This is a genomic window from Bacillus sp. PK6-013, from assembly GCF_054161445.1.
The window spans coordinates 1,416,487-1,439,163 of sequence record NZ_CP096417.1 but is presented as its reverse complement, the minus strand read 5'-3'; the positions used below and the strand labels follow the sequence as shown (position 1 = coordinate 1,439,163).

Genomic DNA, 22,677 nt, shown 5'->3' with positions numbered 1-22,677 from the left:
TCCCCGCTTTTCTATTCGTTTTTCGCTTTCTTGGAAATCATGTCCGCGATTTCTTCGGCCTGCGCCTGAACAGCGTTTGGATCATACGGCCAGAACCTGTCCGGATCGAGGAAAAAGACCTTGCCTTTTTTCACCGCGTCAAGCGACTTCCAAACCGGATTGTCCTGATCAAGCTTTCCGTTGTATGATTCATCGACAAATATGTAGTCTCCGGCATATTTCGGCAGAACTTCGAAAGATATGGCTTTATATCCGTCAGCTGTATCAATGGCATCCTTTTTAACAGATTCAGGCGGCGTCAGTCCCAGCTGCGTATAGATCGCTTCTCCGCCCCGATACCCGTAGGCCCCGTAGACATACACAGATTTTGCATATGCGCCGATTAAAGAGAACGTTTCACCTTGTACAGATGCATCTTTGATTTTCGCGCGGGCGGCTTTCATTTTTTGATTAAACGTTTTCGTCCACTCCCGAGCCTCCTTTTCCTTGCCGAGCAGCTTGCCAAACGTTTTCATTTCATCGCGTGCATCTTTAAACGTGCCGAACGGATAAACGACAGTCGGAGCGATTTTTGAGAGCTTTTCATATTCTTTTTTATCGTTTGTCATCGATACGATCAAATCGGGTTTAAGCTTAAGAATCTTTTCCACAGATACTGAAAAACCGTCTTTTCCCCCGATATTCTTTATTTCTGAAATATGATCTTTAATATAGGGACTTTCAAGATATTTCCCTGTTTCTCCAAGCGGCTTGATTCCGAATGCAAGCATTGTCCCGGCATATCCTATCGTAACGACGCGCTTCGGATTGGCCGGTACAGTGACATTTCCGTTGATTGTTTTCACCACTCTTGTTTTCGCTTCGTTCTTTGATGCCGTCTGTTTTTGGCCGCTTTGACAGCCTGAAAGAAAAACAGAAAATGCGAGTAAAACGGTCAATATATAAGAATACTGCTTTTTCGTCATGTTCAACCCTCCGATTGATAATGATTATCATTATCAATATACAGGATAATTGTCACCATGAGAAGTCTTTATTTGCTTTACGGCTGATCAGGCCGCTCATTCCGTCGATAGTATTCGATGACAAATTCTTTAAAGTTGCGTGCCGCCGGCGATAAATAATAGTCTTTCAAAACGGCGAGACCGATCGTCCTCTCAGAACGGTAGTCTGACACTCGGCAAAATGCCACCGGAGAATGGATATGTTCCGCCGTTTTCGGCAGGATCGCCGCACCGAGCCCTGCTGACACAAGGCCCAAAATCGTCGACACTTCTTCCCCTTCAAACGCAAGCTTCGGGCTGATGGACAGTTCCCGGCACATTTGATCAAACACATATCGAAGACCATAACCCGGCTTAAAACCGACAAAGTCCTCATGGGCAATGGATCTGATCGCGACTTCTTTCCGATTTGCGAGCGGGTGGTCGGCGGGAAGCACCAGGTAAAGCGGTTCAGTATCCAGCACCGTCCATTCAAGAAGTTCGTTTGGAAGGGGTGGTGAGCTGAGACATATATCAGCCTCGCCCGTCTCCACCATATGCTGAAGATGTTCATTTGCAGCCTGATACAGACGGAACGCAACATTCGGGTACTTCTTTTTAAAACCGGCAATCAGCTGCGGCATCAGGCGTGAACCAAGCGTATGCAAAAAAGATACCGAGATTTCCCCGGCATTCGGATTGACGCTTTCCCTGATTTGCTGGACGCCTTCGTCAAGAGCAAGGCGGGCCTGTTTCGCTTTGATGAGGAACTGCTCGCCGTACTTTGTTAGGCGGATCGATTTTGTTTTTCGAATAAACAGCGGGACGCCCAATTCTTCTTCAAGCTTTTTGATCGACCTGCTCAAAGCCGGCTGGGAAATCCTTTGTTCCAGGGCGGCTTTTGTAAAATGTTTATGCCTGCTCACGGCAATAAAATGGTCAATTTGATAGAGTTCCAATGCTCATCCGCTCCTTCATAACTAGAATGCATGATGTTGATAGATATTATAAATTAGACACATCACAAATGAAAGCGTACCATGAAACATAGATTGTCATTCTGGAAAAGAGGAGCTACCATGACTTACATACAGCCGCATACGAAAGATTATCAAAAAGCAAGCATCGCTTTATTCATCAGCGGTTTTGTGACATTTGCCACGCTTTACACCACACAGCCGCTCATGCCTCTGTTTGCGGAGGAATTCGGCATATCGGCGGCAGCTGCAAGCTTAACTTTATCCATTTCAACAGGTATATTGGCTTTTGCATTACTCACGGCAGCAGCTTTATCTGACGGATTCGGCCGGAAGACGATTATGGCAATATCCCTGTTTGCGACATCTGTGCTCGGCCTCTTGACCGCCTTTAGTCCGAACTTCGCGGCGCTCTTGGTGATGAGAGGGCTGCTTGGCTTTTTCCTTGCAGGCGTACCCGCGATCGCCATGACTTATGTCGGAGAGGAATTTGATCCGCGAGGGCTCGGGAAAATGATGGGGTTATACATTAGCGGCACAAGCCTTGGAGGAATGAGCGGAAGGCTTTTGACCGGCCTTTTGACAGACTTGTTCAGCTGGCGTGCAGCGCTTGGAATCATCGGGGGATTATCAGTGCTATTAAGCTATTTGTTTTGGATTTTGCTGCCCCGGCCACAGCACTCCGCTAAGCGAAAAACGAGCATGAAAAAGGCGAGCCTCGCCTACTCTGCCGTCTTGATGAACAAACGGCTGCTGTCGATTATTTCACTCGGATTTCTATTAATGGGAAGCTTTGTTACGCTGTTCAATTATATCGGATTTCAATTGATGGGCCCTCCGTACAGACTCTCTCAAACTGTCATCGGGTTCATCTTTATCGTTTATTTGGCAGGGGCAATCAGTTCCGTTTATATGGGAAAGAAAGCCGACCGTTTTGGCAGCCCGCTGATGCTGAAAATCGGGATTGCCATTATCGCGGGAGGCGCATTGCTTACGCTTCTGCCTCAGCTTTCTCTGAAAATCGCCGGAATCGCTGTCTTTACATTCGGATTTTTCGGCTCGCATTCGATCGCAAGCTCCTGGGTCGGGCAGACGGCCGGCGAACAGCGCGTTCAAGCTTCCTCCCTTTATTTGCTGAGCTATTATCTCGGCTCAAGCTTAGCAGGGTCTTTCGGAGGCTTCTTCTGGACTCATTTTAAATGGCCGGGAATCGTCGCCTTCATTACCTTGCTGCTTTTGGCCGCTTATCCGGCAATTTTCTTTGCCGAAGCCAAAAGGAACAGCCGGCAAGACGATACACAGATCCGAAATAAAAGCTAAACTTTCTTCACCGCATGCCGATATTTAAACCAAAGCCAGCATGACGATTCCTCCTGAAGATCAGCCGTTTTTAGAATGAATAAATGCAGCCTGTCATGTTGGCTTTTCCTTTATCTCCCTCTATAATGGTTTGAGGGGGAATCATCTTGCTTAAAACAATTGGATTTAACGGATTTTTGGCATCTGCATGTTTGAATCTTTTTCTCAGGTTTGGGCTCAAAATAAACGGCACAGCGAATGATATCATCTCAATGGTCTCCCTGGTGTTCGTACTGATGTACGTATGGGGAGATTTGAAAAAACGAAGTGCAAAAACGCTCATTTTACAAGGGCTCGCTCTCGTCACCTCTGTGGCGTTATTGGTGTTTGTCATCATGAAAGGGCAAACATTCATTGATTCTCTGCCTTTTTTCGAGGGCTGGGAGACGCCGGCAAAATGGGGATATATTTTGCTCGTTTGGTTCTTGGGATTAAACCTTTTCATCTATATCAATGGAAAAATCACAAACTCTAAAAAAGAGGCATCCTGATAATTCAGAATGCCTCTTTTTGTTTTACGTTCTTGCGATGTGGTCCGCATTCACGTTATGTTGAGAAACGCCGCCGTCCCACACATCCTTTACATAGCGCCCTTCTTCCAAAAGTGCGGACAGCCAGCTTTCCGACTCTTCCTGACGCGCTCCCTGTACAATCCGATATGCCTCGCACAAAGCTTGTTCAACAGCGGGAGCCATGCGGCTTCCGTCTCCGCACACATACAGGCGGCCGCCTTTGTTCAACAAGTGAATCAGCATGTCTGCATCCTCTCTGAGCAAATCTTGCACATATGTTTTCGGACGGCCTTCAAGCCTGGAAAACGCTGTATGCAAATGGACGATTCCGTCCTTTTCCGCTTGCTCCAATTCGTCTCGATACAGAAAATCTTCATTCGGACGGCGGCAGCCGAAGTACAAATGCGCTTCACCGAGCTTTATCCCGGTTTCGCGCTGGATGCGGCGCGCCTGAAGAAATCCGCGGTAAGGTGCGATTCCGGTGCCCGGTCCGACCATGATCATCGGTGTTTCAGGATCTTCAGGAAGCCTGAAGCCTGACTGGGGCTCCCTGATGAAACAAGAAATCGCATCTTTCGGCTCAAGGCCTGCGAGATAGTTCGATGCAACCCCCTTATATTGCCCGCGGCCGCTCAATGCCGGTCCGCTTACGACAGAGACGGTGATGCTTGTTTGCCGAGGGTTAATCTGCGGCGAACTGGAAATCGAGTAATACCTCGGTTTTAGCGGAGGCAGAAGCGCCAGAAAGCGGGCGAACGGCAGTTCACAGGCCGGGTATTGCTCAAGCAGGTCAAGCATTGTCAGCCGTTTTTTCAACACTTGATTCTTATAGACGTCATCTTTCAGCAAATCTTCAAGCTCGCGCTGATGAGGCGGACATACAGTATGTGCCGCCAACTCGCGAATCTGGGCCCTTGCAGCCGGTTCCTGCAACTCGACACAATGTTGAAAAAGATCCTTGACATGAACGGGCCGCTCCAAAGGCAAATGTGATGCTTGACTCCGGCCGCTGATCATAATTTGTTCATTTCCGTTCAGCCCAAACCGCTGAAAAACGCGTTCAATCAGCACCTCGCTGTTTTGCGGAAGCACCCCGAGATGGTCTCCCTCCTGATATGCGGTACCTTCAGGAAGCGATATTTCAATATGCCTCGTGCTTCTCCCGCTCTCTTCACACTGCAGTTCCCGGTTTGCCGATATTTTCGCTGTAAACACTTGATAAGCTTTAGCCAGCGGCGAAGCCGCAGGTGCGCTTACAAACTCGACAGATATGGCTTGTCTGTCTGTTTCTGTTTGATTCGGCTCGGGTTCGGACAATGAAAATTCGGTTCTTAAAAGCGGCCACAGATCGTTTTTCCATGACTCAAACTGTCCTTCAAAATCATCGCCTGCATCCCCTTCTCCAAGCTTGTGCAGCCTTTGGGCGCCTCTTTTTTCCAATGCGCTGTCAATCAGGCGCGGAATCCGCTGGTAGGTGCTGGCCCAGCTCCGGTTACCGCAGCCGAATACCGCATATTTGACACCGTGCAAATCGCCTGTCTGATCATGCTCAAGCCAATGGACAAATTCCCTTGCGCAATCAGGCGGGTTTCCGTTATAGGAAGCCGTCACAATGATAACAGCCCCTTCTGCCGGGAGGTCGCCTGAATATTGATCAAGCTCCGCCGTCCGGCTTCGATATCCTTGCTCACGCGCTTCTTCAGCAAGCTCCTTTGCAACCTCTTCGGCTGTGCCGAGATTTGAACCGTAGAGCACAAGGAGAGGGGTTCCGTGCGTATTTTCCGCAGCCGGTGCGGAAGGCTTTTCTTCCTGCCGCTTGTTCTCTTCAGGTTGAGCACCCGGCGTCACCATCATTGCTTCTTTTTTCCTCGGCCTTACCCTGATTGTGAAGCCATCCGGTTTTAATGTCAGCGATTCTTTGATCTTCAATTGATAGTTTGCATGATCTTCAAGATCAAAGTACTGAAGAATCATGCCGAGCACAAGCGTCGCTTCGTGAAGGGCGAACTGCATGCCGATGCATGCCCTTTGGCCGTTGCCAAACGGTTTGTATGCGTGCGCCGGAATGCTGTCCATCTGCTCGAACCGTTCAGGCCGGAACGCCTCGGCATCTTCTCCCCAGACGCTTTGATCCCTGTGCAGTTTTGGGATGAGCACTGTGACGCTCTGGCCTTTCGGAATCAAGTATTTTCCCCCGATAACCGTTTCGTCTTTTGCGTAAAGAGAAAAAGCCGGCGCCGTCGGCCAAAGCCTTATCGATTCATTCAAAATCATTCGAATGTATTTCAGCTGCTGAACCTGTTTGTAGGAAGGAACGGGATCGGTCAGCACGCGGTCCGCTTCTTCATACGCTTTCTTAAGCTTATCCGGATGCTTCAGGAGCAGATAGATCGCAAACGATAATAAACCGCTCGTCGTCTCGTGCCCTGCGATCAAAAACGTAATGATTTGATAGCGGATATTCTCATCATCCAGTTTTTCGCCGGTCTCAGGGTCTTTCGCATGAAGCATAAGCGATAAAAGGTCATTTCCGCTTTCGCTGCCGGCCTGCTTCCGGTCAGCGATGATCCGGTCAACAAGAGAAAACATCGACTCAACATCGCTGTCAAACTGACGCTTCGTTTGGACCATCAGCTTATCCTGCAGCGGAAAGCGCTTCGTCTGTCTCATCGCTTCGCTCAAACCCCGGACCATGCTCTCGATAAACGGATGCTGCCCTTCGCGGTAGAAGCTGTTAAAGCGGTAGTTAAATCCGCATAAGCCGATCGTATCCAGCGTCAGCCGCGTCATATCATCCGGTACGTCAATACTTTCATCCGGATTGAGACGGGACCATTTTTGGATGAGCTGGACGGCGATGTCCTGCATCATGGGATGGTATCCCTTCATCGCTTTTTGGCTGAAGCTCGGCAGAAGGATATTGTGGGCTTTCCGCCAATTGGGTTCCTTCGTCCAGCTCGTAAACAGCCCGTCTCCGCTGAACTCGCGAACTTTCAATAGCCCCTTCCCCATGTTTTTGTCAAACCGGGATTCGTCAGAGACTTCTTTAACCAGTTCATGGCTGGACACAAATACCCCAATCGCATCTGCAAACTTAAATTGAAAGATAGGCCCCATCTCATCCGCGATTTTCCAAAGAGACTGGGAGACCTTGTTTTTGTCAAGCAAAGGCAGGTTGCCGAGCAGTCCGTAAGTTTTAGGGATTGGAATTCCATTTAACGTGTTCATGAAAATCATCCTTTCTGTTTTGAAAAAAGCTTTTCATCCATGATGTTTGACAGCATGCCAGGAACATTCTTCAATCTCTTTGATCAGTCCGGTAGGATCTTCGATTTCCCCGGCCCTTACCAATTTCTGAATATGAACGAACGCCCCGAATACCACAGCCGACAAGATGTGAGAAGGCAAGGGGCGAATCACGCCGGCCGCTTTCCCTTTTTCAAAAAATAAATAGACGAAATCCAGCAGTTCGTTTAAGACTTCACGGCTTTTCTCTGTCAGGTAATGAGAGGTTTTGTCAATTTCCAAAAAATAAAGCGCATGGACATTTTCCTGAGAAAACTCGAAAAGGCAGCGGAAAATATGCTGAAATTGTTTTTTTATCCCTGCTGAATCTTCAGGATAGTCCTCCTCAATCTTTTCTTTAAATCTCTTCACACTGTCTTGGAACAAGACGTTCACAAGGTCTTCCTTGCTGTCAAAGTAGCGGTAGATGGTGCCTGCACCGACGTTTGCCTTCTCGGCAATCATCGGAATGGTTGCGGCGTCAAAGCCACGGTCTGCGAAAAGGACGAGCGAAGCCTCGATAATCTTCTGATATTTGCTTTCCGATTCCATTGATTTTGCCCTCCAAGCCAGCGGAATGAACGTTCATTCCGCTTTTCCAATACATTCACTTTTTGACAGAACACTCGAAAATTCCTTTTTTAATATAAAATTTTTTAAAAGAAAACAAAAAAAGGGAGAATAGACCCAACTGTTGACATGAGTTGAAATTCATAAATCGAATGGAGGCAGTGCGGCTGTTTAATAGTATTCTTATATATTAATTTCGATTAAAAAAGAGGAACTGATATGTCATCAGTTCCCTCTGCCATCGGATTATTTTCCTTTTTTGACTTTTAATATGCTCGCTTTGCTCGTATTGCCGGCTTTATCTTTTGCAGTGACCGCTAAAACAGTGTTTGCCTTTTGTTTTTTTATTTTAACGGAAAACGCGCCTTTTTTATCGGCCTTGCCGGTTCCAAGCGTTTTCTTTCCTGCTTTGACGGTGATGGCGGCGTTTGCCTCTGCTTTCCCCTTAACGGCCGTGCTCTTGTTTGTTACCGTATTCACTTTTGGCGCGGGCGGGGGAGTTTTGTCAAGCACAGTGACGGCTTTCGCTTTGCTGACATTCCCGGCTTTATCCTTTGCTGTTACACTGATGACCGTTCCGGCTTTTTGCCTGCTGATTTTCAGCTTGTATTCACCTTTTCCGTTCGCTTTACCGGAAGCGATCGTCTTTCCTTTTACTTTTGCGCTGACTTGCGCGTTTGCTTCTGTTTTTCCCTGAATCACCGTACTTTTATCGGAAACCGGATAAACTTTCGGGGCGCCTGGCGGGATGACATCAGCAACCGTCATTTTAACATCGCCGCTTTCTCTGTAGTCATCAGCAGATGCGGAGACATACAAAACGGCATATTCTTTTTGCTTATTGATGTTCACTTTAAACGCTCCGGATGCATCCGCTTTGCCTTGCGCGATCACTTTTTTGGACGCGTTTTTCACTTTGATCGTGTAGCCGGCTGCCGTTTTCCCCGTTACGGCAGTATCTTTGTTCGTGATGCGTTTGACGGAAGGGTTTTTCGGCGCTTTTTCCACGACGGTTCTGAGCGAGGCTTCCGCCTGATAACCCGATGCCGCGACATGAAGAACTTGCCCCGCCTTCTGGGCCGGAATTTTCACTGAAAACGCGCCTGATTTTCCAGCTGTTCCCGTGCCCAATACTTGCTTCCCTCGCAAGATTTTGACCGCCACACCGCTTTTGGCTGTGCCTGTCACTGCCGTATGACGGTTTAAAACGGGATGAACCTTCATGTTCAGCTCAAAAACGCTGGCTGCGTGATAAACATTCAGCCTCCCCCACCCGGAAACGAAATCATAACCAGGGATTTGAGCAGCCGGTTCTACATCCAGATCATAGTCCGGGTTGGGATTATCCTGTTCTTCAAATGCCACATCTGCTGTCGTCTCGGTCAATAGCTTTGCGACTTGCTTTGGTTTCAAAGATGGATTCTGTGACAAAAGAAGTCCTGCTGCAGCTGCAACATGCGGCGCCGCCATGGATGTTCCGCTCATATAAGTGACATTTCCGTCCGGAACGAGGCTTGGAATATCGGTTCCCGGCGCCACCATATCGAGACCTTTTCCATAATTGGAATAGTCCGAGACGAGATCGAGGTTATTGGTCGCCCCGACTGAAAGCGTATATTTCGAAGATGCCGGGTACGAAATCTCCGACACTCCGTCATTGCCGGTGGCGGCAACGATCGTCACATTTTTGGACGCCGCGTATTTGAGCGCATATTCCATCACCCTGCTGTATGGTCCGCCAAGGCTTAAATTAATGACTTTTGCACCGTGGTCGGCAGCATAGATGATGCCGTTGGCAATCTGTTCCGTATCTCCGCTTCCTGAAGAATCCAGCACTTTGACAGGCAGGATTTTGGCATAGGCATTGATTCCCGCCATTGAAAAATGGTTGTCTTGCGCAGCTGCGATGATGCCTGACACGTGTGTGCCGTGGCCATTGTCATCCATCGCGTCCGCGGTGCGGCTGATATAGTTATAGCCTTCGTCTTTTTTGACGCTGCCGCTTAAATCGGCAAGCGTATGATCAACACCCGTATCGACAACGGCGATTACTGTATCTCTCAGCTTTTTGCCTTTCATCAGTTTTTGAAGCTGTTCAAATTGTATGTCTGCATTCGCAGCACGGTTTTTGCCGTTATTTTTGAGCGACCATTGATATGGATACTGGGTGTCCGCTGACAGTGCTTCATATTGCTGAACCTGTTCGACGAATTCCACTTCAGGCATCTTGGCAATCTTGGCTGCTGCCGTCTGATATTGCTTTGCCGCCGCTTTGAATCCGGCTGAACGGCTTTCCTTCATTTCCACAACGTACATATCTTTAAATTTCGTTTTACTTTTACCAAGTGGTTCTAATGCCTTGACGCCGGAAGATTGGGCTTTAGATTTGAAAGAACCCAGTTTTTTGCCGTCTTTCAATTTTACAATATAGCGTTTTTCAGGGGCGCTTGATGTAGCTGTCGCCATCCCCGCTTTCTCCAGCACAGCCGATACTTTGCTGCCTGTTAATTGTTCGATGCCGATGTCTTTTGCCACTTGATCCAGCTGTTTTTTCAGCGACTCGGGAACGGACTCGCGCGATGTTTCGTACAGACGGCTGATCGCTTTTTGATTATCATTCGTAATGGTGTATGCGCTCTCTTTTCCGTTTTTTGCGACATCGGAAAACAGCGGCTTCAGCTGCACCAAGTCTTTGTAGACACTGTCTCTCATCGATTTGTTAAAGAGCATTTTTGCGCTGATGAATGGAGCTGCTTTATAGTAAAGGGAAGACAGCTCTTTTCCTTTTTCAGTTTTTGAAAGAACTTCATCCCTGATCGTTCTTAACTGTTTTAATATGCCCTTGCCGGTTTCCCTTTCGGAGACGCTTAATTCTGCAGGACACTCTTCTTCCGCCTCCTGGTTTGCCGGAGGCAGGGTGACGCCTTCATAGCTGATGGTGTAAGAAATATCTGTAATTGAAGTGGTTTCGTTTTCCTCATCATGGTGATTTTCTACTTTTATGTAGTAAGGACCTTTCCAGGCAATCGGAAAATCGATTAAAGCGGGATTATTTTCATAGGAGTAGCCGTTGTATCTGTCAAACGTTTGGTGATCAGCTGCGTTTTCCAGGCTGGAGTAAACGGAAATGTTCAGCTCTGCATCTGATTTCAGTTTAACGCGGAAATGCGTGTGGTTTGCGATTTCCTGATTTGAAGGATTGATTTTATACCAATGCACCTCATCATCGCTTTGAAATGACGCTACAACTGGGGACGCGCCGGTCAGTGTGGTTTCGTTAATCGGAACGCTGTCTTCGGCCGCCATAGTCTTCGGTAGAGGCAGCTGGCCAAAAATCAATGCAACAAGGAGAAAGAAAACAATTGAACTTTTCACGATCCTTTTGTTCATAAATACCTCCGGAAAATATAGTAAAAACGTTCACTTTGATATTAAACCATGTTTGCTATGTTATTGGAATACTTTTCTTTAAAAATCAAAAATATGATATTTAAGATCTGGTTTCAACTCTATCAAACATAAAAAATCCCTCTCGTATGAAAGGGATGATCGTACAAAGCTCACGATTTTACCGCAGAAATGCAGCAGTCATTTTCGTTCATATGTACCGTGATGTCTCTGAAATGGCTTTCTTCAAGCAGTTGCTTGATTTGCTCTTCTGAGTATAAGGAAAAGCCTTTTGTTTTTTTCGATTTTTTCATTTGCCCTTCCAGATGGACGGCGAGAAACAGCGTGCCGTCAACCTGTAAAACACGGTAAATTTCTTTTAATGCTTGTTTGAAATCCGTCCAAAAATAAAGGGTGTGGACTGAATATACTTTATGAAAAGAACGGTCCGGATAAGGAATGTTTTCGGCATGGCCGAGCTTCAATTCGGCTTTTCCTTCTTCTTTCATATGACGGATTCGCCGCATCCCTTGCTTGACCATGCTTTTTGAAGCGTCTATGCCGCAGGCTTTGCCGCTTTCAAGCATCTCCGCGATCTGATAAAGCGCCGCTCCGCTTCCCGTTCCGATTTCAAGGATGCGCTCATGCGGACAGACATCCATTAAATTGATGGTCCATTCGTTTATATCATGATTTCCGTTTTCCATATATGACGCGACCCATTTCGACAAAATGCCTCTCGGGCTCCGCAATTGTTTTCCAAGCCATTGTTCAAACACGTTATAACACCTGCTTTAATATCTAATTAGCCCGGTTTTTCAGGTTGCAAATCGTTCAAACGGGCCTTTCACCACTCATATCGGTCAATAAACCGAATATTAAAAGCATTAGCAAAAATAACTGCATTCTTTTGTTACATTCCATAACTAGACGGCTTCAGCTTTGAAAATGTTTCGCTTTAAGAAAACTGTTTTTTTAATGAATTGGTCTATCCGCCCTTTCCACAACTCAAACCCATGCATAGTATATATGGAATTTTCACTAAAAGGTGGTGCTATTTATGGGCTTTGGTTACGGCGGCGGATGCTGCGGCGGCTGGGGTGGCTACCCTGGCGGATACGGCGGCGGATACGGCTATGGAGGCGGATTCGCGCTTGTTGTGGTTCTATTCATTCTGTTAATTATCATCGGCGCTTGTTACGTCTGCTAAATGAACAGGAGGGGGGCTTTAAATCCCCCCTTTTTATTTTGCCATTCAGTTTGTCCACATGAAAAAGAGCAGAAAACAAACGTTTTCTGCTCTTTCTCAATAATACCAATAATGCGGCCAATACCCGAATTGGCGCGCCATCTCCATTCTTTGGCGCCGGTACGGATTACCGTATCCGTGCTTGAAAGAATGAGGCATTGATGTATACCCGTGGCCGATAAAAGGCATTCTGCCGTTTTTCTGCATGCTTTTCACCCGCATTCATTGAATTGCTTGCTTCATATTATGCAGAAAAGCGGAGATGCGGAACTCGTTTCAGCCCCGGCTAAACCTGGTCCTTCTCCCGAGTGTAATGTGCCAACAGTTCCCTTCTATGCATCATCTTGATCTCCTCCTTTATTTTTTTTCGCGCTTTAAGCTAGCGCTGGCTGTTCATGTAAAGATATTTCAGCTGCAGGTCTTTCATTTCGTTGTACATTTGTTCGATTTCGTATTCTCGCTCGTACTCTTCCGGACTTTTAAATCGTCTCTGAATGGTTAGTGTTAAGAAGAATAGATTTATTGTCACATCGCTCACCTCCTTTCAAGTTCGCTAAAAACAAAAACAGCCCGCAGATTATCTGACAAACCTGCGGGCGCAAACAAAAACCGCCAGATAAAAACGAATCGAGTCTTTATCTTGCGGGAGGAGCAGCGTATGATTATGCCTAACTTCCTAACGGACCGGCTGTGCTGAAAAAGCATCGGTTAAGGAAGTGCACAATCTCTCCCACAGGTTTGATGAATCATGATATTGGCGTTCACAAAGTCTAATGTATGTAGTCAGTGCTGGTTTCATGTTCATCAACCTCCTTTGCTTTTTGTTTACTTTGTAAGTATATCCATCAAATTCCTGTTTGTAAACCGTTTTTTTAATAAATGGACGGATTAATCAAACAAAAAAAGCGGAGAGCCCCTCTCTGAGTCTCTCCGCTTACGATTCTTCCATCTCATCTAATTGTCTTTTATATTTAAGCGAGCGCTTCACACAATAGAAGGCTCCTCCCAAAAAGCCGCATGTCGCGAGCATCATTGTCATCTTTTGGCCGGTTTCCAAACCTTGTCCGGGAATGACCGATCCGATATATAAAAATGCGCTTACGCTGAGAAGCGTAAAAGCAAACTGCTTATAGTCTTCCATCAGCGATTTGACTTTTTTCTTCTGCATGTCATGATCACCTGCTTTTGTTTCATAATGGATATGATTCAGGATAACATAGATTGACAGATGACCAGACATGTAAATTCAGCCATTTTAAGAAATCGGGGCCAGCGCTTGCTGCAAGTCTTCCAACAGATCGTCAATATCTTCTACCCCGGCGGAAATGCGGATCAATCCGTCTGTAATGCCAAGCTCCAGCCGGCGTTCACGCGGGATCGAAGCGTGAGTCATGCGCGCCGGCACTGAAATCAGGCTTTCAACCGCGCCAAGGCTTTCGGCAATCGTAAACCATTTCAGACGGCCAAGGACAATGTCCACGTTCTCTTCTTTTCCGATATCAAACGAGATCATGCCGCCGAAGCCCGTGCTTTGCCGCTTGGCAAGCTCATGTCCCGGATGGGACGGCAGCCCTGGATAATAAACCTTTTTGACGGCCGGATGATCATCTAAAAAAGCTGCAATTTTCCTGGCATTTTGCTCATGCGCTTCCATTCTCAAGCCAAGGGTTTTCATCCCCCTCATTAAGAGCCAGGAATCCTGAGGCCCGAGAATCCCGCCTGTAGAATTTTGAATGAAATGGATCTCTTCTGCGAGTTCCTTCGAGGCTGTCACAACCAGTCCGCCGACGACATCGCTGTGTCCGCCCAAGTACTTCGTCGCGCTGTGAAGGACGATATCGGCTCCCAACGAGATTGGGTTTTGAAAGTACGGTGTGTAGAAGGTGTTGTCGACAATCAGCAACAGGCCGTGCTTTTTCGCTGTTTCAGCGGCTTTCTTGATGTCCGTGATTTTCAATAAAGGATTTGTCGGCGTCTCAACATAAATCGCTTTTGTATTCGGCTTGATCGCTTTTTCGATGTCTTCAATGCTGCTCGTATCACTGAAGGTCGCTTCAATGCCGATGCGATTCATCACCTTTGTCATCACGCGGTATGTGCCGCCGTATACATCATCTGTCAACACGATGTGATCGCCGCTTTTAAAAAGCATCATGACCGCTGTGATCGCTGCCATCCCAGAGCCGAAAGCGTAGCCTGCTTTACCGCCTTCAACATCCGCGATCAAGGATTCGAGCGCCGTTCTTGTCGGATTTCCCGTCCGGGAATATTCGTATCCTGTATGCTGTCCGGCGCGCGGCTGTTTGTACGTGCTGACTTGGTAAATAGGAACCGATACCGCTCCTGTTTTTTCGTCTCCTGTAATGCCGCCGTGGATCATTTTCGTTTTTGGCTTCATCTTATATTCCTCCTTCGTAAATTTTTTTGCTTAAATAGCGGTCGCTGCTGTCGGGGAAAATTGTCACAATGTTTGTGCCGGCTTTCGCTTTTTCGGCTTCTTTCAACGCGGCAAACAACGCGGCGCCTGATGAGCTTCCGATCAGAAGCCCTTCCTTTTCAGCGGCTTCTTTTACAAGCCGGAACGCCTCTTCGTCAAGCACGGTGTAAATCTCATCGAAATGGCTTTCGTCCATATATTCCGGAATGAATTCCATTCCGATTCCTTCGGTTTTATGTCCGTGCGGTTCTCCTCCGTTTAAAATCGAGCCTTCAGGTTCAACAATAACCGTTTTAATGGACGGATTTTTTTCTTTTAGAAACTTGGCTGTTCCCGCAAATGTCCCGCCTGATCCCGCACCGGCGACGAAGACGTCAATCCGGCCCTCTAGATCATCCCATATTTCCGGGGCGATCGTTTTATAGTAAGCCAATGGATTTACTGGGTTTTTAAACTGCAAAATGCAATAAGAATCAGGAATCTCCTTCTCAAGTTCAAGTGCCTTTTCAATCGCACCCTTCATTCCGGCACTTCTGGGGGTATGAACAATTCGAGCGCCGAGCGCTTTCATGATCGACTGTTTTTCCATGCTGAAATGCTCGGGCACGCAAAAAACGGGTCTAATCCTGTGCTTTCTGGCGGCGAGGGCAAGGCCGATTCCCGTATTGCCTGCTGTCGCCTCAATAACCGTTCCACCGGGTTTCAGCTTTCCCGAATCGACGGCTTCAGCAATCATCACTTCTCCGAGCCGGTCTTTAATGCTGCCTCCCGGATTCATCATTTCAAGCTTTGCATATATGTTAACACCGCTGGGGATATGAAAATTCAAAATCTGCAGAAGCGGCGTTTTACCGATCAATTGGGTGATGTCCTTGATCACATTCATGTTCCTTCCTCCTTCAAGAGGTGCAAAACAGAGGGGGGCTCCCCCCTGTTTTTAATTGATTCTTTTGATCATGCGGAGCACAAGATCTGTCGAATGCTTGGCAGCCTGCTCCAAAAATTGGTCAAATGAAATTTCAGACTCTTTTCCGGCGATGTCTGAAAGCGCCCTGATGACAACGAACGGCGTATTAAATTGATAGGAAACCTGTGCGACAGCAGCCGCTTCCATTTCAACCGCGTAAAGATCTGCAAACTTGCCGCGGATGAATGCCACGCGGTCAGGATCGCTCATAAAGGAGTCGCCTGTTGCAATCGTTCCTTTGACAACCTGAATGTGTCCCAGTTCAGACGCTTCGGCTTCCGCCGCTTGGATCAATGTACTGTCGGCCTTGTATGCGGCCGGCAGATTCGGAACCTGTCCATATTCATAATCAAATGCCGTGACATCGACATCATGATGGCGGACTTCGGTCGAGATGACGATGTCTCCGACATTAAGCGAATGATGGAAGCCGCCGGCTGATCCGGTGTTGATGACAACGTCCGGTTTAAAGCGGTCGAGCAGAATCGTCGTGCTCATGGCTGCATTGACTTTGCCGATGCCGGACTTTAAAAGTACGACTTCTTTTCCTTCATAAAATCCGCTGGTAAATTCACAGTTTGCGATGACTTCTTGGTTCGTCTGTTCGAGCTTGCTTCGCAAAATCGTGACTTCTTCTTCCATTGCTCCGATAACTGCGATTTTCATATCTTAAAACTTCCCTTCAAATTACAATTTTGCCGCTTCCATTACCCAGACAAAATCATTATGCTTTTGAAAGGCGATACTGAATTGTTCTGAGGTAAAGATCATTTCCATTTCCGAAAGCGTCGGATAATGTTCCGTTTCAAGGTCTTCCGCCAATTGCAGGAACCCTTTTTCCTTCGCTTTTTTAACAGCGGCAGAGAAGGCTTCCCGATCCTTGAAGACGGTATCAGCAAACACTATTTTACCATGCTTTCCGAGCATTTTTCCATATCGCTTCACAGCCTCCCGTTTCTCTTCGTTTGTCAGGTGGTGAAACGCATAGGAACTGACAATCGTGTCGGGAGAAAACGGCGGTTCCGGAAAGTCGAGAAAGTCTCCGTCAACGATCACTGCATTCTCCGCTAGCTTTGCCTCGGCAATTTCCCTCATTGCTTTTGAAGGTTCTACACCTGTGACTCCCTTTCCGGCTGCCAGCAATTTTGCAGTCAGATTGCCAGTGCCGACGCCGAATTCAAGAACTTTATGCCCGGAGCGGCTGACGACATCATCCAGAATGCCGTCGTAGTTGCGAAACACTTCTTTGTACTGAAGATCGCGGCCAACTACTGTATCATCATAAGAATTTGCCCAGTTCTCAAATAAAGGAATGAACTCTCTTCCCATTTTATCGTCACTCTCCATCTATTTTTACAATTCCTATAAGTATAGTATGATTTATTTGGTTGATTAGTTCTTATCCTACCACAAGTCATTCGTTTTGGGTACAAAAAAGGCTTGGTTATATTTCCCTTGTCACCCGGACGCTTCTTTGCTTTAATAAAAAATGACTTGAAACGAATGGAGGATTGGTTTATGAACTTCGGGCTCGATCTGATCAAAGATAAAATTGAGTTTTTTGAGGCGCTGAGCTTAGAGGAGCTTGAAAAAAAGATCAGTCAGCAGATTGAAAACAACCAGGCGCTTTTGCTGAGGGTCCATTCGGTTTCCCATCAGACGGCGGTCATTGACGGACGGATCCACTACAGCGCAGTCGTGCATTTTAAAGCCGAATCATAAAAAAAAGCGCCCGGTTGTTAAAACCGGACGCTTTTTTCTTTACTTCAACTGTTCAACTTTTGTCGGCTTCCAGCCTTTCCCGTCAACCCAAGTAATGGCTACCTGATATTTGACGCCGGTGTCCTTCGCCTGAATGGTTCCTTTCGCATCTTGCGGGCTGCCGTTGTTTCCGAGCCAGATCAACGTCATGTTATCCTGGGAAACCCCTGTCGCATATGAAATGGCTTCAAGCATTTCTTTCCAGTCTTGTGAAGACGAATCATATGTTGCGGTATGCTGTCCGCTCTGTTGTGTGCCGACAGGCTTCCAGTCAGGATTGATGATCGTTTTTTCAACATTGGCGCTTGAACCGCCTTCTTTCACTTCGGCTCCTTCAAACGGATCATCTGATGTTGATTTGTCCTCGTCTGAAGCAGAGTCTTTATCCTTGTCCGAGTCGGAATCGCTGTCTTCTTTGTCGGCAGAATCGCTTTTTCCTTTGTCCTCATCTTTTACATCTTCGTCAGACGTTTGTTTCTTATTGTCGGAAGCAGGTGCTTCTGTCGTCTGTTCAGAATCGTTTTTCGAAGCATCTTGCTGCGCCTGCTCCTTCGGGCTGTTCATCATCAGACTGCTGGCGACGACAACGATTAATACCAATACGATGCCTATTAAAATGTTAAGCACAAGATTCGCTTTCCTGCGCTTATCACGATTTTCAAAACGAGATTCCCTTGTTTCGCTCAAGTTCATTGCACTCCTTTTTCCCTCTTGCCTCGCTTTCTATTTTATCATCACCTGAGGCATTCTTCTATGTCTGGTTCTTTTCAATTTCATATACTTTTTTAACAATATCATAAAATACGGCATTTGTCGCAGCCTTGCTACCCGGCGTATCCATATGGACGACGACGAGCGCATATTTCGGTTTGTCCGCCGGAAAATAACCTGCGAACCATTTATGATAGAGCGATTTTTTGTCATCTGCCGTCCGGCCTGTCTGAGCTGTGCCCGATTTGCCCGCTACTTCGTACGGAAGATCTCTGAAGCGCCGGCCTGTCCCCTTTTCAGACGTGACGACTTTTCTGAGCAGTTTCTGCAGCTTTTGCGCGGTATACTGATCGATTTTCTCTCCGGGGAGCTTGTGATCTTTAAAAGCCGTCATCAATGTTCCGTTTTTATATTCGATCTGGTCTGCGATCTTGACTTGTTTTTTCTCTCCGCCTCTTGCAATGGTCGCCATCATGTTGGCGATTTCCAACGGGGTCAGCTTCACATTTTTTTGGCCGATGGCGGTCTGGGCTACAGCTTTTTTGACTTTTTTGTCCTTTTCATCCCCCCAGATTGATCCGGCAGTTTCATGATGAAACTGTCTGAACTCATCTTCATGATACAGCTTCCCTTCCCAGCCGACCCGTCCGGTCAGCCCAAGCTTTGCGGCGGTATCTTCGATCACGGAGCTGTTTTTTTCAACGAGCTGCCCAGCAAGATTTGTAAACGTGTAGTTGCAGCTTTCCGCAAAACTGTCTTCCAAGCTGAGCTTCCCTTTGTCTTCTCCGGCCTCACCGTACAGGTTCAAATTGCAGTTAAAGGTTTTTGACGGATGGTCCATGCCGTTTTCGATCGCTGCCGCGGCAATCACGGTTTTAAAAACCGAGCCGGGATATACCGGTGTCAGCATATAGTTTTGCCTTGTTTTTTGCGATGCCATGTTGAGATCGGGCTTGCTCGCAATCGCCGCCACGCCGTTCGTCTCGATGTCAATCAGAACCGCTCCGCCTTTATCAAGCTGATGGTCAGCCAATACATCTTCCATTGCCCGCTGAACCTTTTTGTCGATCGTTGTTTTGACTTGCAGCGGGTAAAACGGATTTGCATCTGCCGTATATTTGACGTCCATACCGAACAAAGGGTTTCCCAATCCGTCCACATGATACAACAGTTTTGTATCTTGTTCAGGCAGCAGGAATTCATCAAATGTCCGCTCCATGCCGAAGGTGCCGATTTTCGTGCTGATGGAGAGGCCCTCTTTATCGGGATATTTTCGTCGGAGAAGGTCCGGGTCTTGATTGGTCATACCGAGCGTATGCGAAGCCAGCCTGTTCTTTTCTGTTTCTTCTATGTATACGCCGTAAACGCCGGGATATTTCAGTTTATTGATTTTTTCGAGAGCCGTCTTTGAAATGGACGCTCCTTCATGTTTTGTAAGAATCACAGGTTTTTTCGCATGCTCAAGCTTATTCTCGAGCTCATCTTTTGTCATGTTTAAAATTTCGGCTGCTTCTTCGGCCGGCCATGGCTGATGTTTTAAAAAAGGAAATAAGACGATGGCCGGTTTTTGGCTGACGGACAAATGTTCGCCGTTCCGATCTAAAAAAGATCCTCTCCCGTCTGAAATCCGAACTTCCTCAGTGCGCTGTTTGACGCTTTCCTGGATTAAGTTCACATTCCGTTTAGAAAAGGATTCGGTAAAAAACAGTTGAATTTCAGCGAGCCTGATCAGCAGAAATAACAGGGCAGCCGAAATGATAATCGACACCCACTTCATGCGCTTTTGCCATTTCATAATAAAAACACCTCATCCACATTGTGGACGAGGTCATCGTTTGCTAAACAAATTTTATGAAATTTTCACAATCTTTACAAGCATTTCGCCGCCCGGTGTTTGAACGGTCACTTCGTCCCCGACCTGTTTGCCGAGAAGGCTTTTCGCGATTGGGGAATCGTTCGAGATTTTTCCTTCAAACGGGTCGGCTTCCGCGCTGCCCACAATGGTATAAGATTCTTCTTCACCGTCAGGAAGCTCCGTAAATGTAACGGTTTTTCCGAGGCCGACGATATCTGAGTTGGCACCATCGTCTTCGATGATCTTTGCGTTGCGGATCATATTGTCAAGGGTTGTGATGCGCCCTTCTACAAAAGCTTGTTCTTCTTTTGCTGAATCGTATTCGGAGTTTTCGGAGAGGTCTCCGAAGCTTCTTGCCACTTTAATACGTTCAACAACTTCTTTACGTTTAACCGTTTTCAAATACTCAAGTTCTTCTTCCAGTTTTTTCTTTCCCGTTTCTGTCATAGGAAATACTTTCTCTTGTGCCATGTTCCTTCACTCCTTCTAGTTGGTTCCTCATCACTTGTATGTGAGGTATAGACTTGAATATACAAGAATGAGGACAACCCTTGTCCCCTTCTTCTCTCCCATATTTGTAAAGTATCATATAAACCGGATGGAAGGCTCCGGTAAATGGTGCTTATACAGTTAAAGAAGGGCTCAGGATGAGAACCCTTCAATTTCTATACATAATATGGTCAGAGTTGTGTTTGTCTATGCTATGTTATTATAAAATCGCGTTTTGTTCAAGAATAGTTTGTATTTTTGTTACCATCAGGTCGATGGCGACGCGGTTTTGTCCGCCCTCCGGAATAATGATATCGGCATAGCGTTTCGTCGGTTCGACAAACTGGTTATGCATCGGTCTGACGACTGAGATGTACTGCTCGATGACAGAATCGATCGAACGTCCTCTTTCTTTTATGTCTCTGACCATCCTTCTGATGATCCGCAGGTCGGCATCCGTATCGACATACAGCTTGATGTCCATTAAGTCGCGGAGCCTTTCATCCTCGAGGACAAGGATTCCTTCCAAAATAATAACATCTTTCGGATCGACGTGCACGACTTCCTCTGAACGCGTATGCAGCTTGTAATCGTAAATCGGCTTTTTGATCGGCTTGTAGGCAAGCAATTCGTTTAAATGCTCGATCAAATAGTCATTATCAAATGCAAGCGGATGGTCGTAGTTCGTGTTCAGCCGCTCTTCAAACGGCAGATGGCTCTGATCTTTATAATATAAATCCTGTTCCAGCATCAAGATCGAATGACCTTTAAACTGTTCATAAATGGATCTGGTGACGCTCGTTTTTCCAGATCCGGAGCCTCCCGCTATGCCGATAACTACCGGTTTTTTCCCCATGCCATTACTGCCCCTTTCTCATCATGTTGCTAGGATATATCTTGTTGTCCACTTTAAATTTGACGATCTGCAGGGGATGGCGGGCTGCATCAAGCACATTGCCTTTTTCGTCCCATATCGTGTCAATTTTGCATGTGAAATTTTCGATTTCCGGACCGAAAAATTCGACTTCATCTCCGGTTTTAAAGAAGTTCCGCTGCTGGAGCGTAACCATTTTTGTCTCTTCATCATAATCAAGGACAAGTCCGGCAAAGTCGTATGTTGTCTTTTTGCCGTGAACGCCGAACATCTGCTCTTCATATCCGGGGGTTCCTTCAAAGAAAGCAGGCGCCGTGTCTCTATTGGCGCATTTGTCCAGTTCTTTCAGCCATTCTTCTTTGATGACGAAATTTTCGGGGTCAGCGCAATAAGAATCGATCACTTTTCTATACACACTGACGACTGTCGCAATGTAGTGGATCGATTTCATCCGGCCTTCGATTTTCAGGCTGTCAATACCCATTTCAATCATTTGCGGAATCGATTCGATCAGCTTCAGATCTTTCGGGCTCATCGCAAACGGTGCATCGCCTTCTTCATATAGCGGCAGTGCATTCGCCCCGTCCGTCTGATACAAATCATAGTCCCATCGGCATGACTGGCAGCAGCCTCCGCGGTTAGAGTCTCTGGCCGTCATATGGTTGCTGAGCACGCAGCGGCCGGAATAAGCGATGCACATCGCACCATGTATGAATGTTTCGATTTCAATATCCACTTTTTCTTTCATTTCTCTGATCTCAAGTGCGCTCGTTTCGCGCGCGAGCACGACCCGCTCAAGGCCTTCTTCCTTCCAGAACTGAACGGCTTTCCAGTTTGAAAGGGACTGCTGGGTGCTCAAATGCACTTCCAGCTTCGGCGCGACCCTGCGGCATGTTTCAATGATCAGGGGATCAGCGACGATAATGCCTGACACGCCTGCTCCCTCGAGGTCGCGCAAATAGTCTTCTAGCCCGTCGATATTTTCTTCATGCGCAAAAATGTTTGTCGTCACATAAATTCTTGCGCCGTATTTTTTCGCAAATTCGACACCTTCAGCCATTTCTTCAATTGAAAAGTTATCTGCGTTTGAGCGGAGTCCATATTCACGTCCGCCGATAAATACAGCGTCTGCGCCATAGTGGACAGCGATTTTCAGTTTTTCCAAATTTCCCGCCGGAGCAAGAAGTTCTGGCTTTTTCGTAATGACGCGTTTTCCATCAACGATTTTGGAAATTTTATCTTTTACTGCAGACATGGCTAT

At 46.8% G+C, this 22,677-nt stretch carries 22 protein-coding genes; 4 read left to right on the top strand and 18 right to left on the bottom strand.

Annotated elements, in window-relative coordinates:
• Nucleotides 1-11: 11 nt before the first annotated feature.
• Both M1E03_RS07290 and M1E03_RS07285 read right to left on the bottom strand, forming a co-directional pair.
• Complete coding sequence (locus tag M1E03_RS07290; protein WP_020452372.1) at nucleotides 12-965, bottom strand: iron-hydroxamate ABC transporter substrate-binding protein; 954 nt, start codon at nucleotides 963-965, stop codon at nucleotides 12-14.
• A 77-nt stretch (nucleotides 966-1,042) separates the two neighbouring features.
• Nucleotides 1,043-1,942 carry a LysR family transcriptional regulator gene (locus tag M1E03_RS07285; RefSeq protein WP_059231416.1) on the bottom strand — a complete coding sequence of 300 codons (900 nt, stop codon included), beginning with the start codon at nucleotides 1,940-1,942 and terminating at the stop codon, nucleotides 1,043-1,045.
• A gap of 120 nt (nucleotides 1,943-2,062) precedes the next feature.
• On the opposite strand from M1E03_RS07285, the gene M1E03_RS07280 reads away from it, so the two are divergent.
• Nucleotides 2,063-3,280 carry an MFS transporter gene (locus tag M1E03_RS07280; protein ID WP_458110732.1) on the top strand — a complete coding sequence of 406 codons (1,218 nt, stop codon included), beginning with the start codon at nucleotides 2,063-2,065 and terminating at the stop codon, nucleotides 3,278-3,280.
• A gap of 146 nt (nucleotides 3,281-3,426) precedes the next feature.
• On the top strand, nucleotides 3,427-3,810 hold the full coding sequence (locus M1E03_RS07275) for a YoqO family protein (protein WP_039072889.1): 384 nt from the start codon (nucleotides 3,427-3,429) through the stop codon (nucleotides 3,808-3,810).
• A gap of 24 nt (nucleotides 3,811-3,834) precedes the next feature.
• Here the strand turns inward: M1E03_RS07275 and M1E03_RS07270 are convergent, their stop codons facing one another.
• The 4 genes from M1E03_RS07270 to M1E03_RS07255 form a co-directional block, all read right to left on the bottom strand.
• On the bottom strand, nucleotides 3,835-7,059 hold the full coding sequence (locus M1E03_RS07270) for a bifunctional cytochrome P450/NADPH--P450 reductase (RefSeq protein ID WP_212110629.1): 3,225 nt from the start codon (nucleotides 7,057-7,059) through the stop codon (nucleotides 3,835-3,837).
• A gap of 33 nt (nucleotides 7,060-7,092) precedes the next feature.
• The gene (locus M1E03_RS07265) at nucleotides 7,093-7,668 is read right to left on the bottom strand and encodes a TetR/AcrR family transcriptional regulator (RefSeq protein WP_023855364.1); all 576 of its coding nucleotides are present in this window, start codon (nucleotides 7,666-7,668) and stop codon (nucleotides 7,093-7,095) included.
• 264 nt (nucleotides 7,669-7,932) lie between these two features.
• The gene (locus tag M1E03_RS07260) at nucleotides 7,933-11,076 is read right to left on the bottom strand and encodes a S8 family peptidase (RefSeq protein ID WP_224146137.1); all 3,144 of its coding nucleotides are present in this window, start codon (nucleotides 11,074-11,076) and stop codon (nucleotides 7,933-7,935) included.
• A 170-nt stretch (nucleotides 11,077-11,246) separates the two neighbouring features.
• Nucleotides 11,247-11,852 (bottom strand): class I SAM-dependent methyltransferase, encoded by a 606-nt coding sequence (locus M1E03_RS07255; protein ID WP_025811068.1) that lies wholly within the window; start codon nucleotides 11,850-11,852, stop codon nucleotides 11,247-11,249.
• A gap of 281 nt (nucleotides 11,853-12,133) precedes the next feature.
• On the opposite strand from M1E03_RS07255, the gene M1E03_RS07250 reads away from it, so the two are divergent.
• Nucleotides 12,134-12,283 (top strand): YjcZ family sporulation protein, encoded by a 150-nt coding sequence (locus M1E03_RS07250; RefSeq protein WP_003183876.1) that lies wholly within the window; start codon nucleotides 12,134-12,136, stop codon nucleotides 12,281-12,283.
• A 96-nt stretch (nucleotides 12,284-12,379) separates the two neighbouring features.
• Here M1E03_RS07250 and M1E03_RS07245 read toward each other — a convergent pair whose 3' ends face one another.
• From M1E03_RS07245 to M1E03_RS07215, 7 genes are all read right to left on the bottom strand, one after another.
• Complete coding sequence (locus M1E03_RS07245) at nucleotides 12,380-12,529, bottom strand: hypothetical protein (protein WP_164468297.1); 150 nt, start codon at nucleotides 12,527-12,529, stop codon at nucleotides 12,380-12,382.
• Between the two features lie 172 nt (nucleotides 12,530-12,701).
• A complete protein-coding gene (locus tag M1E03_RS07240; protein WP_020452381.1) occupies nucleotides 12,702-12,851 on the bottom strand; it encodes a YrzI family small protein in 150 nt (49 codons plus the stop codon).
• 405 nt (nucleotides 12,852-13,256) lie between these two features.
• Nucleotides 13,257-13,490 (bottom strand): YrhC family protein, encoded by a 234-nt coding sequence (locus tag M1E03_RS07235; RefSeq protein ID WP_011198155.1) that lies wholly within the window; start codon nucleotides 13,488-13,490, stop codon nucleotides 13,257-13,259.
• Between the two features lie 87 nt (nucleotides 13,491-13,577).
• The gene (locus M1E03_RS07230) at nucleotides 13,578-14,720 is read right to left on the bottom strand and encodes a bifunctional cystathionine gamma-lyase/homocysteine desulfhydrase (protein WP_025811067.1); all 1,143 of its coding nucleotides are present in this window, start codon (nucleotides 14,718-14,720) and stop codon (nucleotides 13,578-13,580) included.
• Between the two features lies 1 nt (nucleotide 14,721).
• Nucleotides 14,722-15,645 carry a PLP-dependent cysteine synthase family protein gene (locus M1E03_RS07225; RefSeq protein ID WP_020452383.1) on the bottom strand — a complete coding sequence of 308 codons (924 nt, stop codon included), beginning with the start codon at nucleotides 15,643-15,645 and terminating at the stop codon, nucleotides 14,722-14,724.
• 51 nt (nucleotides 15,646-15,696) lie between these two features.
• Nucleotides 15,697-16,392 carry a 5'-methylthioadenosine/S-adenosylhomocysteine nucleosidase gene (mtnN, locus tag M1E03_RS07220; protein ID WP_020452384.1) on the bottom strand — a complete coding sequence of 232 codons (696 nt, stop codon included), beginning with the start codon at nucleotides 16,390-16,392 and terminating at the stop codon, nucleotides 15,697-15,699.
• 21 nt (nucleotides 16,393-16,413) lie between these two features.
• Complete coding sequence (locus M1E03_RS07215) at nucleotides 16,414-17,055, bottom strand: class I SAM-dependent DNA methyltransferase (RefSeq protein ID WP_023855369.1); 642 nt, start codon at nucleotides 17,053-17,055, stop codon at nucleotides 16,414-16,416.
• A 189-nt stretch (nucleotides 17,056-17,244) separates the two neighbouring features.
• On the opposite strand from M1E03_RS07215, the gene M1E03_RS07210 reads away from it, so the two are divergent.
• The gene (locus tag M1E03_RS07210; protein WP_023855370.1) at nucleotides 17,245-17,448 is read left to right on the top strand and encodes a YrzA family protein; all 204 of its coding nucleotides are present in this window, start codon (nucleotides 17,245-17,247) and stop codon (nucleotides 17,446-17,448) included.
• 39 nt (nucleotides 17,449-17,487) lie between these two features.
• On the opposite strand, the gene M1E03_RS07205 is transcribed toward M1E03_RS07210, so the two are convergent.
• From M1E03_RS07205 to M1E03_RS07185, 5 genes are all read right to left on the bottom strand, one after another.
• Nucleotides 17,488-18,180, bottom strand: coding sequence for a YrrS family protein (locus M1E03_RS07205; RefSeq protein ID WP_020452387.1), 693 nt, complete (start codon nucleotides 18,178-18,180; stop codon nucleotides 17,488-17,490).
• Nucleotides 18,181-18,238: 58 nt separating this feature from the next.
• Nucleotides 18,239-19,993: a peptidoglycan D,D-transpeptidase FtsI family protein gene (locus M1E03_RS07200; RefSeq protein WP_023855372.1), complete on the bottom strand. Its 1,755-nt coding sequence runs from the start codon at nucleotides 19,991-19,993 to the stop codon at nucleotides 18,239-18,241.
• Nucleotides 19,994-20,047: 54 nt separating this feature from the next.
• Nucleotides 20,048-20,524, bottom strand: a complete 477-nt coding sequence (gene greA / locus M1E03_RS07195; protein ID WP_020452389.1) for a transcription elongation factor GreA — start codon at nucleotides 20,522-20,524, stop codon at nucleotides 20,048-20,050.
• A 238-nt stretch (nucleotides 20,525-20,762) separates the two neighbouring features.
• Entirely contained in the window at nucleotides 20,763-21,398 is a 636-nt protein-coding gene (gene udk, locus M1E03_RS07190) for a uridine kinase (RefSeq protein ID WP_020452390.1), read from the bottom strand.
• A 4-nt stretch (nucleotides 21,399-21,402) separates the two neighbouring features.
• Complete coding sequence (locus M1E03_RS07185; protein WP_020452391.1) at nucleotides 21,403-22,671, bottom strand: peptidase U32 family protein; 1,269 nt, start codon at nucleotides 22,669-22,671, stop codon at nucleotides 21,403-21,405.
• Between the last annotated feature and the right edge of the window lie 6 nt (nucleotides 22,672-22,677).

What these genes read in the sequence shown, in the direction of transcription:
- M1E03_RS07205 (WP_020452387.1), bottom strand. Translation starts at nt 18,180, where the DNA reads ATGAACTTGAGCGAAACAAGGGAATCTCGTTTTGAAAATCGTGATAAG.
- greA (WP_020452389.1), bottom strand. Translation starts at nt 20,524, where the DNA reads ATGGCACAAGAGAAAGTATTTCCTATGACAGAAACGGGAAAGAAAAAA.
- M1E03_RS07200 (WP_023855372.1), bottom strand. Translation starts at nt 19,993, where the DNA reads ATGAAATGGCAAAAGCGCATGAAGTGGGTGTCGATTATCATTTCGGCT.
- udk (WP_020452390.1), bottom strand. Translation starts at nt 21,398, where the DNA reads ATGGGGAAAAAACCGGTAGTTATCGGCATAGCGGGAGGCTCCGGATCT.
- M1E03_RS07210 (WP_023855370.1), top strand. Translation starts at nt 17,245, where the DNA reads ATGAACTTCGGGCTCGATCTGATCAAAGATAAAATTGAGTTTTTTGAG.
- M1E03_RS07280 (WP_458110732.1), top strand. Translation starts at nt 2,063, where the DNA reads ATGACTTACATACAGCCGCATACGAAAGATTATCAAAAAGCAAGCATC.
- M1E03_RS07265 (WP_023855364.1), bottom strand. Translation starts at nt 7,668, where the DNA reads ATGGAATCGGAAAGCAAATATCAGAAGATTATCGAGGCTTCGCTCGTC.
- M1E03_RS07230 (WP_025811067.1), bottom strand. Translation starts at nt 14,720, where the DNA reads ATGAAGCCAAAAACGAAAATGATCCACGGCGGCATTACAGGAGACGAA.
- M1E03_RS07250 (WP_003183876.1), top strand. Translation starts at nt 12,134, where the DNA reads ATGGGCTTTGGTTACGGCGGCGGATGCTGCGGCGGCTGGGGTGGCTAC.
- mtnN (WP_020452384.1), bottom strand. Translation starts at nt 16,392, where the DNA reads ATGAAAATCGCAGTTATCGGAGCAATGGAAGAAGAAGTCACGATTTTG.
- M1E03_RS07260 (WP_224146137.1), bottom strand. Translation starts at nt 11,076, where the DNA reads ATGAACAAAAGGATCGTGAAAAGTTCAATTGTTTTCTTTCTCCTTGTT.
- M1E03_RS07290 (WP_020452372.1), bottom strand. Translation starts at nt 965, where the DNA reads ATGACGAAAAAGCAGTATTCTTATATATTGACCGTTTTACTCGCATTT.
- M1E03_RS07225 (WP_020452383.1), bottom strand. Translation starts at nt 15,645, where the DNA reads ATGAATGTGATCAAGGACATCACCCAATTGATCGGTAAAACGCCGCTT.
- M1E03_RS07270 (WP_212110629.1), bottom strand. Translation starts at nt 7,059, where the DNA reads ATGAACACGTTAAATGGAATTCCAATCCCTAAAACTTACGGACTGCTC.
- M1E03_RS07215 (WP_023855369.1), bottom strand. Translation starts at nt 17,055, where the DNA reads ATGGGAAGAGAGTTCATTCCTTTATTTGAGAACTGGGCAAATTCTTAT.
- M1E03_RS07235 (WP_011198155.1), bottom strand. Translation starts at nt 13,490, where the DNA reads ATGCAGAAGAAAAAAGTCAAATCGCTGATGGAAGACTATAAGCAGTTT.
- M1E03_RS07185 (WP_020452391.1), bottom strand. Translation starts at nt 22,671, where the DNA reads ATGTCTGCAGTAAAAGATAAAATTTCCAAAATCGTTGATGGAAAACGC.
- M1E03_RS07245 (WP_164468297.1), bottom strand. Translation starts at nt 12,529, where the DNA reads ATGCAGAAAAACGGCAGAATGCCTTTTATCGGCCACGGGTATACATCA.